Annotated in this window: 12 protein-coding genes and 1 tRNA gene; 6 read left to right on the forward strand and 7 right to left on the reverse strand. The window is 65.9% G+C overall.

The window, feature by feature from the left end:
• Positions 1 to 147 precede the first annotated feature (147 nt).
• From ACFWPH_RS34220 to aceE, 5 genes are all read right to left on the reverse strand, one after another.
• Complete coding sequence (locus ACFWPH_RS34220) at positions 148 to 1398, reverse strand: KasA/KasB family beta-ketoacyl-ACP synthase (protein ID WP_378756457.1); 1251 nt, start codon at positions 1396 to 1398, stop codon at positions 148 to 150.
• A 10-nt stretch (positions 1399 to 1408) separates the two neighbouring features.
• The gene (gene acpM / locus ACFWPH_RS34225) at positions 1409 to 1711 is read right to left on the reverse strand and encodes a meromycolate extension acyl carrier protein AcpM (protein ID WP_068039418.1); all 303 of its coding nucleotides are present in this window, start codon (positions 1709 to 1711) and stop codon (positions 1409 to 1411) included.
• Between the two features lie 127 nt (positions 1712 to 1838).
• Positions 1839 to 2753 (reverse strand): ACP S-malonyltransferase, encoded by a 915-nt coding sequence (locus ACFWPH_RS34230; protein ID WP_378756458.1) that lies wholly within the window; start codon positions 2751 to 2753, stop codon positions 1839 to 1841.
• A gap of 128 nt (positions 2754 to 2881) precedes the next feature.
• Positions 2882 to 4216 (reverse strand): PucR family transcriptional regulator, encoded by a 1335-nt coding sequence (locus ACFWPH_RS34235; RefSeq protein ID WP_378756466.1) that lies wholly within the window; start codon positions 4214 to 4216, stop codon positions 2882 to 2884.
• A gap of 10 nt (positions 4217 to 4226) precedes the next feature.
• The gene (aceE, locus tag ACFWPH_RS34240; RefSeq protein WP_378756459.1) at positions 4227 to 7079 is read right to left on the reverse strand and encodes a pyruvate dehydrogenase (acetyl-transferring), homodimeric type; all 2853 of its coding nucleotides are present in this window, start codon (positions 7077 to 7079) and stop codon (positions 4227 to 4229) included.
• A gap of 202 nt (positions 7080 to 7281) precedes the next feature.
• Here aceE and ACFWPH_RS34245 point away from each other — a divergent pair, with 202 nt between their 5' ends.
• The 5 genes from ACFWPH_RS34245 to ACFWPH_RS34265 all read left to right on the forward strand — a co-directional run bounded on the left by ACFWPH_RS34245 (position 7282) and on the right by ACFWPH_RS34265 (position 10190).
• Positions 7282 to 7836, forward strand: coding sequence for a hypothetical protein (locus tag ACFWPH_RS34245; protein WP_378756460.1), 555 nt, complete (start codon positions 7282 to 7284; stop codon positions 7834 to 7836).
• Positions 7837 to 7966: 130 nt separating this feature from the next.
• Entirely contained in the window at positions 7967 to 8389 is a 423-nt protein-coding gene (locus tag ACFWPH_RS34250) for a DUF3052 domain-containing protein (RefSeq protein WP_033244929.1), read from the forward strand.
• A gap of 65 nt (positions 8390 to 8454) precedes the next feature.
• Positions 8455 to 8919, forward strand: a complete 465-nt coding sequence (locus ACFWPH_RS34255; protein WP_280419804.1) for a peroxiredoxin — start codon at positions 8455 to 8457, stop codon at positions 8917 to 8919.
• A 31-nt stretch (positions 8920 to 8950) separates the two neighbouring features.
• Positions 8951 to 9025: transfer RNA gene (locus ACFWPH_RS34260), tRNA-Val, on the forward strand.
• 202 nt (positions 9026 to 9227) lie between these two features.
• The gene (locus tag ACFWPH_RS34265; protein ID WP_378756461.1) at positions 9228 to 10190 is read left to right on the forward strand and encodes a DUF2332 domain-containing protein; all 963 of its coding nucleotides are present in this window, start codon (positions 9228 to 9230) and stop codon (positions 10188 to 10190) included.
• A gap of 86 nt (positions 10191 to 10276) precedes the next feature.
• On the opposite strand, the gene ACFWPH_RS34270 is transcribed toward ACFWPH_RS34265, so the two are convergent.
• Positions 10277 to 10579, reverse strand: a complete 303-nt coding sequence (locus ACFWPH_RS34270) for a hypothetical protein (RefSeq protein WP_378756462.1) — start codon at positions 10577 to 10579, stop codon at positions 10277 to 10279.
• 769 nt (positions 10580 to 11348) lie between these two features.
• Here ACFWPH_RS34270 and ACFWPH_RS34275 point away from each other — a divergent pair.
• Positions 11349 to 12545, forward strand: coding sequence for a helix-turn-helix domain-containing protein (locus ACFWPH_RS34275; protein WP_378756463.1), 1197 nt, complete (start codon positions 11349 to 11351; stop codon positions 12543 to 12545).
• Here the strand turns inward: ACFWPH_RS34275 and ACFWPH_RS34280 are convergent.
• Positions 12540 to 12939: hypothetical protein (locus ACFWPH_RS34280; protein ID WP_378756464.1), on the reverse strand; the 400-nt coding region annotated here is incomplete at its 5' end. The genes ACFWPH_RS34275 and ACFWPH_RS34280 overlap by 6 nt on opposite strands.

The following is a 12939-nucleotide window of genomic DNA, read 5'->3' on the forward strand; positions in this document are numbered from 1 at the left end:
CTTTGGTGGGCGGACCCGATACAAGCCCATGTAGTCGATCTCGGCTAGCTCCCCCCCCCCCTCACTCTCCCCCCTCCCCCCACCCCCCCTCCCCCCCTCCCCCCCCGCTTCGGGTCGTCGAACTATTCGATCAGGTCCGGAAGGCCGTCAGGCCCGACCGAAGGCGAGCGCGACATTGTGCCCACCGAAACCGAACGAATTGTTGATCGCGTACTCGATTTCCTGGCGGCGGGCTTCGCCGTGCACCACATCGAGGTCGATCTCGGGATCCTGGTTGTCCAGGTTCAGGGTGGGCGGCACGATACCGTCCCGGATGGCCATCACGGTGAGCACCGATTCCAGCGCACCAACGGCGCCGATCGAATGCCCCAGCGCCGATTTGGGCGCGTAGACCGAGGCGTGGTTGCCGACGGCCTTGTGGATCGCGTTGGCCTCGGCGGTATCGCCGATCGGGGTGGCGGTGGCGTGCGCGTTGATATGGGTGATGTCCTGCTTGGACAGACCCGCGGTCTGCATGGCCCTGGTCATGGCGCGCGCGGCGCCGGTGCCCTCGGGATCGGGCGCGACCAGGTGGAAACCGTCGGAGGTGATCCCGGCACCGAGCAGACGGGCGTGGATGGTCGCGCCGCGTGCCTTGGCGTGTTCCTCGGTTTCGAGGACCATGAGCGCGCCGGCCTCGCCGAACACGAAACCGTCCCGGTCTTTGTCGAACGGGCGCGAGGCCGCCTTCGGGTCGTCGTTACGGGTGCTCATGGCGCGCATCATGGTGAAGGCCGCGATCGGCACCGCGTCGATGAAGCCCTCGACGCCGCCGGTGACGACCATATCGGCGTCACCCATGACGATCATCCGCCACGCGTTCGCAATGCCCTCCGAACCGGACGAGCATGCCGAGACCGGAGTGACCACTCCCGCCCGGGCCTGCAGCTCGAGACCGACGACGGCGGACGGCCCGTTCGGCATGACCATCTGAACAGCGAGCGGCGAAATCTTGCGATAACCGCCGTTCTTCAGCTTGTCGACCGAATCGATGAGCGCGTCACCGCCACCTAGTCCAGTGCCGATGGCCACACCCAGCCGGTCCGGATCGACCTCCGGGCTGCCCGCGTTGCGCCAGACCTCACGGCCCAGCACGGTGGCGAGCCGCTCGACGTAGGCCATCCGCCGGATCTCGACCCGGCTCAGCAGGCTGTCCGGCGACACCTTCAGGTGGCCGCCGATACGAACCGGAAGGTCGTATTCCTCGACGAAAGAGTCCTCGAGAACGTCGATACCGCTCTCGCCGTTGAGGAGGCCCTTCCACGTCGCATCGACATCTCCCGCGATGGACGTGGACGCCGCCAGGCTGGTGACGACGACGTTGGGGAAGTTCCCGTTCAGAGTGGAAGGAGTGGTCACGGTGTCGGCCCTACTCGGCGTTGCCGAGCTTGGCCTTGAGCTCGGCGGCCATCTCGGAGTTCTCGGCCTCGAGCTTCTGGACGTAGGCGACGGAATCGCCGACGGTCTTCAGGCTGGCGAGATCCTCATCGGGAATCTTGACGCCGTACTTGTCCTCCATCTGCACCGCGATCTCGACCATCGACAGCGAATCGATGTCCAGGTCATCGACGAAGGACTTCTCCATCGTTACCTCGGAGGGTTCGATACCCGTCACCTCTTCGATGATCTTGCCGAGTTCCTCGACGATTTGTTCCTGGGTCAGAGCGGCCACTTCGTGGCTCCCTTCTTGTTTTCCGTGTAGGGCTCTACTTGGTACTTCGGGCCGGAACGGCGATCGGTTACGCCGCCCGGGTGCCGGGTTCCCGCCGCGAATCGGTGGAAACACGGCCGCAGGCACGCTAGCCGGAGCTCGCGAGCCCGGCCAGCGCGGGGATGTCCTCGGGCGTCTTCAGCGCCAGGTTGGGGGTGCCCTTGAGCTCCCGTTTGGCAATGCCGACGAGGGTTCCCGCCGGTGGCAGCTCCGCCACCGCCGAAACGCCGGCCTGCCGGACGGTTTCGGTGCACAGGTCCCACCGGACGGGCCGGGTGACCTGCGCGGCGAGCTTAGCCACCGCGTCGGCGCCGGATTCGACCGGCTTGCCGTCGGCGTTGGACAACAGTATCCGGGTGGGTTCGTGCGGGGTGATCTCGGCGATCGCCGCCGCTACCGCCTGCTGGGCCGGTGCCATGAACTCGGTGTGGAACGCGCCCGCCACCGGCAGTGCCCGCACGCGGGCCTTCTCCGGCGGGTTCGCCGCCAGTTCGGCCAAGGCGTCGAGCCGGCCGGCCGCGACGATCTGGCCGGTGGCATTGCGGTTGGCGGGGACCAGCTCCAATTCTTCGAGCCGGGCCAGCACGGCGGCCTCGTCGCCGCCGAGCACCGCGGACATACCGGTGGGTTCCAGCGCGCACGCCTTCGCCATTTCGGCACCGCGGATAGCTGCCAGCGTAACCGCTTGGTCGGCGGAGATCACTCCGGCGACCGCGGCGGCGGCGAGTTCACCCACCGAATGGCCGGCCACGATGGTGTCGGCCGGTACCCGGCTCTCGCCGATTTCGGCGAAGGCGAGCAGTGCGGCCGCGACCACGAGCGGCTGGGTCACCGCGGTGTCGGTGATCTCTTCGGCGGTCGCCTCGGTCCCGAGCCGGACCAGATCCAGACCCGATTCCTTCGACCACAGTGCGAGGCGGTCATGCGCGCCCGGCAGGTCGAGCCAAGGCGCGAGCATGCCGGGTGTCTGAGAGCCCTGTCCAGGGGCGAACAACGCGATCACGTACCTAAGAAAACACTGTGAAGCCGCTTTCGCGAGATGTCGACGTGAATAGAGCTTGCGGACGGCTTTTGTATGGTCCCCACAAATGCCCGCGTGGGGTGTCCGGATCGGATGAAGGTTCCCAGCCGTTACAGCCCATCTTTGTCCATCGGGACAAAAGATTCGTCTGAGGCAGGTGTTGACGATTCGTTACGAGTTCGTGTCAACCGACCTACTGTGGCGGCGATTCGCAGCACGTAGGAGTCCCGCGGGTTGAGCGGATCCCGGCCCGTGACCTCACTGACCCGCTTCAAGCGATAACGCACAGTATTTGGATGAACGTACAGTTGCCGAGCACACATCTCGACCGCGCCGCCGCATTCCAGATACGCATCCAGGGTGTCCGCGAGAGCCGAACCCGCCGAAGCCAACGGAAGCACAAGGTACTCGACAAGTGCGTCCGTCGCAGCTCGATCACCGAGCAGGGCGCGTTCGGGCAACAATTCCATCGCATGCACAGGTCGCGGGGCGTCCCGCCACCCGATGACGGCCTCCATCCCGGCCAGCGCCTCCAGTGCACTGCTGTGGGCCGCGCCCAGGGTACGGGTGGTCGGCCCGATCACCACGGGACCGTCGGAGAACGCCTCGGTGAGCAGATCGTCCATGAACGGCGACGAGTGCGGGGCGTCGCCGAGGTGGCCGCTCACCACCATCACCAGCCGCGACCCCTGCACCACCGCGAGCGCCGCCCGGCCGTGCCGGGCCGCGATGGTGTGCACCGCCCCGACCACCGAAATGCCCTGATCCAGCGGCGGGGTACCCACCAGCACCGTGGCGGGCGCAGTGGCGTCCCAGTTCAACGTGGCGGCCCGGGAAAGCATGTCCGGGCCGGTGTCCCCGCGCACCACCGCGTCGACCACCAGCGCCTCCAGGCGGGTATCCCACGCGCCTCGGGATTCGGCGGCACTGGCGTACACCGAGGCGGCCGCGAACCCGAGCTCACGCCCGTACCGCAGCACCGCCTCGGTGAGCGCCACCAGCTGGCGATCGTTACGCGCCAGCGCGGGCAGCCACTGTTCGAAGAACTCCATGGCCACCCGCACCATGTCCACGGTCTGGCGCAGCGTCAGCCGCCGCGCCAGATCCTGCGGAATGACCTGGAAGGCGTCCAGGCTGAACCGGATATCGCTGTCCGGGTCCTGGAGCCATTCCAGGAAGTTGACCACCGCGGTCTGCACCAGCATCTGCACACCCGCGCGCTGCGCGGCGTCCAGATCGGCGAAGAACGGCAACCGGTCCTGCATCGACCCCACGGCTTCGGTGGACAACCGGCCGGAGAACTGCTTGACGCGTCGCAGCAGTGTGTCCGGCAAAGGATCGCGGGTCTGCCGGTTCGGCGACAGGGCGCCGGTCGGCAGGTACACCTCGTTCGCAGAGGAGCCGTCGGTGACCCGGCGAGGTCGCGGTGGTCTGCGTTCGATCATCGAGTTGCCGTCACTCCGCATCTCCTGCCCCACCGGCGGTGAACTTCTCCGCGGCGGATACATCGTCGATCCGATACCGGGCCGCGGCCTCGGCGGCCTTGGCCGAATCGAGTTTGCCCATCCGGGCCAGTCCCGCCAACGCGGCGACGGCGATGGATTCGGCGTCCACGTTGAACACCCGGCGCGCGGCCGGGCGGGTATCGGAGAACCCGAACCCGTCGGTCCCGAGCGTGGTGAAATCGCCCGGTACCCATTTGCGGATCTGGTCCGGTACCGCGCGCATCCAGTCCGAGGCCGCCACGAAGGGCCCCTCGGCGCCGGCCAGCGCACGGGCGATATAGGGCTGCCCCGGATCCTCACCCGGATGGTGCAGCGCCTCGATCTCCAACTCCAGGGCCTCGCGGCGCAGCTGACCGTACGAGGTGACCGACCAGACATCGGCGGCCACACCCCAGTGGTCGGCCAGCAGCTGCTGCGCCCGCAGACCGTCGGGCACGGTGACACCGGAGACCAGGATCTGCGCGCGCACATCGCCCGCACCGCCCTTGCGGTACAGGTAGATGCCCTTGAGCAGACCATCCACGTCCAGGCCCTCGGGCTCGGCCGGCTGCTGGTAGGGCTCGTTGTACAGGGTGAGGTAGTAGAAGATGTTCTCCCCGCCGAACCCATCCACACCCGGGGTCCCGCCGTACATCCGGCGCAACCCGTCGCGCACGATATGGGCGATCTCGAAGGAGAACGCAGGATCGTAGGACACCACGGCGGGATTGGTGGACGCCAGCAGCAGCGAATGCCCGTCGTTGTGCTGCAGACCCTCACCGGTGAGTGTGGTCCGCCCGGCGGTCGCGCCGAGCACGAACCCGCGGGCCAGCTGATCGGCCGCGGCCCACAGCCCGTCGCCGGTGCGCTGGAACCCGAACATCGAATAGAAGATGTAGAGCGGGATCATCGGCTCGCCGTGGGTGGCATACGAGGTGCCGACCGCGGTGAACGAGGCAGTGGACCCGCCCTCGTTGATGCCTTCGTGCAGGATCTGCCCGACGGTGCTCTCCTTGTAGGCGAGCATCAGTTCCGCGTCGACCGAGGTGTAGAGCTGGCCGTTGCGGTTGTAGATCTTCAGCGACGGGAACCACGAGTCCATCCCGAAGGTGCGGGCCTCGTCCGGGATGATCGGCACGATCCGCTTACCGATCTCCTTATCGCGCAGCAGCTCCTTCATCAACCGCACCAGGGCCATGGTGGTGGCCACATTCTGCTTCCCGGACCCCTTGCGCACCGACTTGTACGCCTCGTCGCCCGGCAGTTTCAGCGGTGCGATATTCGTCCGCCGTTCCGGCAGGTAACCACCGAGCGCCTTCCGGCGATCCAGCATGTACTGGATCTCCTTGGTCTCCGCGCCCGGGTGGTAGTACGGGGGCAGGTACGGATCCTTCTCCAGCTCGGCATCGCTGATCGGGATCCGCTGCAGATCGCGGAAATCCTTCAGATCCTGCAGCGTCAGCTTCTTCATCTGATGCGTGGCGTTACGGCCCTCGAAATGCTTACCGAGGGTGTAACCCTTGATCGTCTTCGCCAGGATCACCGTCGGCTGGCCCTTGTGCGCCAGCGCCGCCGCGTACGCCGCATACACCTTGCGGTAGTCGTGACCGCCGCGCTTGAGGTTCCAGATCTCCTGATCCGACAGATCCTGCACCAGGGCCTTGGTGCGCGGGTCGCGGCCGAAGAAATGGTCGCGGACATACGCACCGTCGTTGGCCTTGTAGGTCTGGTAGTCACCGTCGGGCGTGGTGTTCATCAGGTTCACCAGCGCGCCGTCGCGGTCCGCACCCAGCAGCGCATCCCATTCGCGGCCCCAGATCACCTTGATCACGTTCCAGCCGGCGCCGCGGAAGAACGACTCCAGTTCCTGGATGATCTTGCCGTTACCGCGGACCGGGCCGTCGAGGCGCTGCAGGTTGCAGTTCACCACGAAGGTCAGGTTGTCCAGACCCTCCATGGCCGCCACATGGGCGAGACCGCGCGATTCGGGTTCGTCCATCTCGCCGTCGCCCAGGAACGCCCACACATGCTGATCCGAGGTGTCCTTGATCTCGCGATCGTGCAGGTAGTGGTTGAAGCGGGCCTGGTAGATGGCGTTCATCGGGCCCAGGCCCATCGATACCGTCGGGAATTCCCAGAAATCGCTCAGCAACCGCGGATGCGGATACGACGGCAGACCCTTACCGAGACCGCCGTGACTGTATTCCTGGCGGAAACCGTCGAGCTGATCGGTGGACAACCGGCCCTCGAGGAAGGCGCGGGCGTAGATACCGGGCGAGGCGTGACCCTGGATGAAGATCGAATCACCGCCGCCGGGATGGTCCTTACCGCGGAAGAAATGATTGAACCCGACCTCGTACAGCGCCGCCGACGACGCATAGGTCGAGATATGCCCGCCCACGCCGATACCCGGACGCTGCGCCCGGTGCACCATGATGGCCGCGTTCCAGCGGATCCAGGCCCGAAAGCGCCGCTCGGTCTCCTCGTCGCCGGGGAACCAGGGCTCGTTCTCGGTCGGAATGGTGTTGACGTAATCCGTGGACGTCAGCGACGGAATAGATACACGGCGCTCGCCGGCGCGTTCGAGCATCCGGAGCATCAGGTAGCGGGCGCGGCCGGGACCTTCACGCTCCAGCATCTGATCGAAGGATTCGAGCCATTCGCTGGTCTCCTCCGGGTCGATATCCGGTAGGTAAGAGGCCACTCCTTCACGAATCACACGGACTCGGCCACCGGGCGGCACGCCGTTGGCGGTGCTGGGGGTGGGCGCGGAACCCGGCTCAGCGGATTCCGCCGGGACGCCAGAGTGGATCAGATCGGTCAAAACTGCTCCTCGTACAGGGGGTGGTCGAGCTGATGGCTGCGGTGACCCCGAGTGGCCCGCTGGTGTGCAGGTCACCCGTGACGACTAGTTCCGGGCGCGCCCGCGTCCTTGCGTGGCGCGTCCCACATCATCATGTCAGCCGCCCATCCAGTACCGTTCGACAGGCAGGGCTACGCAGTGGTAACCGAGGAGTCGGAGGACGATGCAAGGGCTGGACCCGCGCCGATTCGGGCTGATTTGCGCCGCGGCGGCACTGGTCACCGGCGCGACCCTGGCGGGTTGCGCGAACCAGATCGAAGGCGTTGCGACGCCCAACGCCGCCGAAGCCACCGCCTACCGCAGTTTCGCCTCCTCCTCGTCCGCGGCCGCCACGTCCTCGCAGATCGCGGCCGCCCGCGACAAGGCGATCGCCGACAACTGCGGCCTGTTTCCCGGCACCACCGGCACCGGCGTCACCAAATACAACGAGTTCGTCGACGCGCACGACAGCAACGCGCCCGACTACGACGCCAAACGTGACGCCGCGGTCACCGCACTCGACGACGCCGCCAATCAGGTCGAAGGCGGCATGAACGCCGCCGGCGCGAATCTGCCCGACGATCTGAAGGCGAAATTCACCGACTACGTCAACGCGGCCCGCGCCCTGTCCCAGGCGACCCGCGAGATGACCTACACCTCCCCCGTCGGACCGCTCAACGATGCGAGCAAGCGCGTGAACGACGCGCGCAACGCGGTACGCGATGCCTGCCCCGGATGATCTCGAACGCCCGTCACCAGGCTTTTGTCGCGACATCAGAAATTCGATCTACCCGATCGGCTTGCGTTAGGGCCGATAACCATGTTCGCTTGCAGATATCTTGTAGTCGGGAGTTGAGGAGGACGCCACCGTGGTCGCCGCGGCGGACGATCAGAATTTCGCTCAGAAGCTTGGCATCACCCACGGAATGGTTGTCCAGGAGCTGGGCTGGGACGAGGACACCAACGACGACCTACGGGCCGACGTCGAGGAGACCGCCGGCAGTGAACTGCTGGACGAAGATTCCGACGAGGTCATCGATGTCGTCCTGCTGTGGTGGCGGGACGGCGACGGCGACCTGGTCGACGAACTGATGGAGGCGATCGGCCCGCTGGCCGACGACGGCTTCATCTGGGTGCTGACCCCGAAAACCGGTAACGACGGGCACGTCGATCCCAGTGAGATCGCCGAATCCGCGCCGACGGCGGGGCTCACCCAGACCTCGGCGATCAAACTCGGTGAATGGTCGGCCAGCCGGCTGGTGCAGCCCAAGGCACCGACCAAACAGCGCTGAGCCGCCCACAGCTGTGCCGCGCGCCCGGACAACATAGTGCGCGGCAGGAGATTCGGAGGATACCCATGCCCCTCGAGGTAGGCACCCAGGCGCCGGAGTTCACCCTCAAGGACCAGAACAATCAGGAAGTCTCGCTGTCGGATTACCGCGGCAAGAAGAACGTCCTGATCGTGTTCTACCCGCTCGCTTTCACCGGCATCTGCCAGGGCGAGCTGTGCAAGGTCCGCGACGAACTGCCGCGCTTCCAGAACGACAACGCCGAGATCATCGCGATCTCGGTGGGCCCCCCGCCGACCCACAAGATCTGGGCCGCCGAACAGGGCTACACCTTCCCGCTGCTGTCGGACTTCTGGCCGCACGGCAAGATCGCCCAGGACTACGGCGTCTTCAACGACACCACCGGCTTCGCCAACCGCGGCACCTTCGTCGTGGACCGCGAAGGAATCATCCGTTTCGCGGAGATGAACGGCCCCGGAGAGCCCCGTGACCAGGCGGCTTGGGAGAAAGCGCTCGCCGCGCTAGATTCATAGACCGTTCCCCCGGATACGCTCCGGGGGATCCGGGCGTATAGCTCAGCGGTAGAGCTCTGGTTTTACACACCAGCGGTCGGCGGTTCGAACCCGTCTGCGCCCACCATGAAGGCACGGGTCAAGGCCTGCATTCCTGCCAGGAGATCGGCCCACGTCGGATTCTTGGGGCAAATGTGGGGCAAGCAGTATCCGGCAGGAGACACCGGCCCCACGGTCACACCCGATCTGATCGGGTTCGCCGCCCATGTGAAGCGATCGGGTGATCGCAATTGTTCCTCCGACGCGGAATTCGGTAGTAGTCGTCCACTATGAACACAGCGGAGTGGTATCGGCGATTCGCGCGACTCGAAGCTCACGGATCGTCACCGTTATACGAACTGCTCAGCACGGGGATCGCTGAGGACGCCGAGATTCTGGCACTTATCGATCGACTGCCGGAACACAAGCGCCAACCGAACCTCGTCCTCGGCGCGGCCCGTCACCACGGCGGACCCGCCGACTCGTACGCTTCGTTCCGAACATGGGTGCTGAGCAATTGGACCACCCTGAAACAGGCGGTGCTCGCCCGCTCCACCCAGACCAACGAGGCCGGGCGGGTCGCGGTGCTGCTTCCGCTGCTCGGTCTGCTCCGTGGGAGACTGTCACTGATCGAAGTGGGCGCGTCCGCCGGACTATGTCTCCTCCCTGACCGCTACAGCTATCTCTACGACGAAGCTCACCGCATCGACCCGGAGACCGGGCCATCGCCGGTCCAGTTGGCTTGCGCCACCACCGGCAACCCGCCCCTTCCCGACAGGCTCCCCACCATCGCGTACCGCGCGGGCATCGACCTCCACCCACTCGACGTCACCGACCACGACGACATGGCCTGGCTGGACAGTCTCGTCTGGCCCGAACACCACAGCCGCCGCGAACGCCTGCACCGCGCTGCCGCCATCGCCCGAGAAGAGGCCCCACACCTCATCCGCGGCGACCTCAACGCCGACATCGCCGACTTGGTGCGCCAGGCGCCCGCCGACACGACCGTTGTCGTCTTCCACAGCGCCGTCCTCAACTACCTCGACGCCGACGCACGCGCTGCTTTCCAAGACACCGTCGAAGCACTGCCCTGTCAGTGGATCGCCAACGAAGGGCCTGGCGTGCTCCCGAACATCACCCGCCGGCTCGCGATCCCCGTCGAGCAGATCGGCGGGCGTTTCGTCCTCTCCTTCAACGGCCGCCCGGTCGCACTAACCGGAGGGCACGGACAAACACTCGACTGGATCGGATGACCCACCTGGTCAGCGTTTCGGCCAACACATCGCCCAGACGAGCACCACCACCGGCACACCGACTACGACGGTCCAGCCGAGCGCGATCACCGCCCGGCCCCGGCGATCGACCACCGCGCGAACGACAACCGGGGCGACACCGTCTCCACATCGGCAACATTCATGACACGGTTCAACTCCAGCGGGCCGAGATGGTCCGGCGCAGGCAGGATCACGACATCGACCCGCGCGTTGCGCGCCTGGTCGGCTACCGGCAGCATCGAGCGTTCATCCGGCCACACCACGCGGTAGCCGAGGCGACGCGCGAGCCGCAGGACCTGCGCCCGATCCCACTCCAGCGAGCTGCTCACATCGTGGTCGATCCATCCGAACGCGGTCGGCCACATCATGTCCCCTGCCGTTGACGTACATGACGTGCACCCGCCACCGGGGAACCCGGTTCGACCAGGCACCACAGCAGCACCAGAAGGGGTATTCCAGCTGCGACAATCAATCCCAAGGTGGCCATCCCTACCGCCCGCTCCTGCCGGGTTCTACCTCTTGCTGCGGGTCTGTGGTCGGCCACGGAAACCCTCGCGCGTAGAGCCGCATCGGTGCAATGAGCGTGGCGATGTCGGTGATGGCGTTTCTGTACCCGTCCACGTGCGCAGGCGAGGGCGCCACGATCGCCGAGGCGTTGTGCTCGCAAATCGCGTCCGCCACAATGAGCGCCGAGACCAGTGGCCCGGTATCGAGATACACCGTCCACACCAAGCGATACCCATAGCGGCTCCGCCAGTTCGGCGATATCCGTACCGCCGTGTCCGTCGACGTCCCTGCGGATCAGTCCGATCGCTCGCTGCTGCTCACCCATGATTCGCCCCGTTCGTAGTGTGTGCTGGTTCGGTGCCCGGCACCGGGGGCGTTTCGCCACCGTCCTGCCTCCCGTCGGGCAGTCGGTGCGCCGCTCGAGTACGGCGTAGGCCCGGTGCCGGGCACCGAAGCGAACGTAGGGCGTAGGGCGTAGGAGGCGGCCGACGTGGTGGAGGATTCACGAACTCTTCTGGGATATACAGAGATCGGTATATCGTTGGCTCGGGCGCGAGAACTTCAGAGACCATGGCTGCTGTCCTGAGACAACAAATGACTGCGGCACAACAAGCGGGGGCTGGGATGTCTGTGACCATCGGCGCGACCATCCGGCGGATACGCAAGTCCAGCGGCCTGACTCAGGCAGAACTCGGAGCTCTCATCCATTTCACCCAGCCCGCCGTCTCGCAGCTGGAACACGATGGTCCCGCCGCCTACGATGTTCGCGTCTTGCGGCGCGTAGCAACGGCATTGCAGGTTCCTCTGACCGCATTACTGGCAGCCGATGAGGAGGCGGAGTTGAAACGACGCCAGTTCTTCAAGACCGGGCTCGGTACGGCGCTGGCTGCCGATACCCGGCAGCAGACGAACTCTTCTGAAGCAGGCCGTACAAGGATCGGTGCCTCGGATGTCGAACGAATTGTCAGTGGTATCGATCAGTTACACGAACTTCAGCTGGTCGCGGGAGGAGACCGACTTTGCGCTCTGGCCACAAACCAATCCCGGTATGTGCAGCACCTTCTCGACCACGGCGACTACTCCGAGAAGGTCGGCGCAACGCTGGCCGGCGCAGCCGCAGAAATGATGACGGTGGCCGGCTGGATCCATTACGACGCAGGACGCTGGGAGGACGCCAAACGCTACTACGCCGACGCAGCGCAGGCCGCAACCGCCACCGGCGACGGAATCGCCGCCGCGCACGCATGGATCAACGCGTGCCTGCTGTCATACCGGGAGGGCTCTCGGCCGAGAGAAGGAATCAAGCTGGCTGAGGCGGCCCAGTTGGCCGCACGCCGCGAGGGCGGGCCCAAACTGCGCGCGCTGGCGGCTATCCGTGAAGCGGAAGCGTACGGCGCCATCGGAGACCGCTCCGCAATGGTGGCAGCGGTCGGTCGTGCGCATCGCGCATACGAATCGACCAGGGGGCGTGATCCCGGCTACCTTGCGCACCTACCCGAAGCCCAGCTCAGCGGGCTTACCGGGTTGGTCTTCATGCGTATCGGCAGCCATCGGGAGTCCGCCGCGTACCTACGCGCCGCGATCGCCGGTACGGCGACCTATCCCCGAGAGACCGCCGCCTGGCGGATCAGGCTCGCCGAAAGCTATCTGCAGTCGGGTTCCATCGCCGACGCATGCGTCTTGCTGACCGACCATTTCGAAGCCGCCAGCGCTGTCGCCTCCACTCGATTGCAGGCGGCTCTCCAAGGCATCGTGTCGGCTGTTCGTCCGCACAGCGCGGTACGAGAGGTACGTGAGCTGCTCGGGATGTGGACCGCCCGGTCATGACCGCTGACCGGGCCTGAGAGATTCCGCGACCCGCGCACTCAGCAGTTCGTATCGCCTGCGCGTTCCCTCATAAGACAGGCAGTACTCCCGTGTCGATTGCTTTCCCATGGTTTTGGGCACCGGTGGCGTGAAGCTGGTGCCCGGCGGGAACTGTTGCGCCGTCAAATCGATGATCTGTCCGTCAACGCAGTTCAGGTAATGGGACACTGTTTCACCACCGGGCAGGGTCGCGACCGTGTTGAAGACGTCCCCCCCGAGGTAGTCGTTGACCACACACGCCGTAACAGCGCACTGCCCCTTAGAGCCTGTTTCATAAGCGCCCGAGTTGTGGGGCGGAACCCGTTGTCCGGGTGGAGAAGTTGGTGATGTGGCGAGGTCTCCGGTAACTGGTTGA

The organism is Nocardia sp. NPDC058499 (assembly GCF_042719915.1).
Classification (GTDB): Bacteria; Actinomycetota; Actinomycetes; order Mycobacteriales; family Mycobacteriaceae; genus Nocardia.

Bases quoted from the DNA above. Each gene is read 5' to 3' on its own strand.
- ACFWPH_RS34235 (WP_378756466.1), bottom strand. From the start codon at position 4,216: ATGATCGAACGCAGACCACCGCGACCTCGCCGGGTCACCGACGGCTCC.
- ACFWPH_RS34245 (WP_378756460.1), top strand. From the start codon at position 7,282: ATGCAAGGGCTGGACCCGCGCCGATTCGGGCTGATTTGCGCCGCGGCG.
- ACFWPH_RS34255 (WP_280419804.1), top strand. From the start codon at position 8,455: ATGCCCCTCGAGGTAGGCACCCAGGCGCCGGAGTTCACCCTCAAGGAC.
- ACFWPH_RS34265 (WP_378756461.1), top strand. From the start codon at position 9,228: ATGAACACAGCGGAGTGGTATCGGCGATTCGCGCGACTCGAAGCTCAC.
- ACFWPH_RS34270 (WP_378756462.1), bottom strand. From the start codon at position 10,579: ATGATGTGGCCGACCGCGTTCGGATGGATCGACCACGATGTGAGCAGC.